Source organism: Schumannella sp. 10F1B-5-1, from assembly GCF_006517535.1.
Lineage (GTDB): Bacteria > Actinomycetota > Actinomycetes > Actinomycetales > Microbacteriaceae > Schumannella.
In genome coordinates this window covers 1-210 of record NZ_VHQH01000100.1, presented here as the reverse complement: position 1 = coordinate 210, position 210 = coordinate 1, and the positions used below count along the sequence as shown (strand labels likewise).

General features: G+C 71.4%; 1 pseudogene. It reads right to left on the bottom strand.

Going from position 1 to position 210, the window contains the following annotated elements:
• A pseudogene (locus FJ658_RS15115) lies at positions 1-210 on the bottom strand (flotillin family protein); the annotation flags it as partial.

Sequence of the window (210 nt, the reverse complement as noted above, 5' to 3'; positions counted from 1 at the left end):
GGCCTTGATGGCCGCCTGCTTGAGGCTCAGCGCCTTCTGGCGCTCGGCGATCTGCTCGGCGGCCTCGATGCGGGCGAACTCGGCCGCACGCTGGGTCTCGGCCTCCTTGACCTCGGCGTTCTGGCGCGCGAGGGCCGCCTCGGCGCGACCCAGGTCGGCCAGGTAGCTCGTGCCGGGCGTCGAGATGTCGGAGATGTTGAGCAGGTCGAC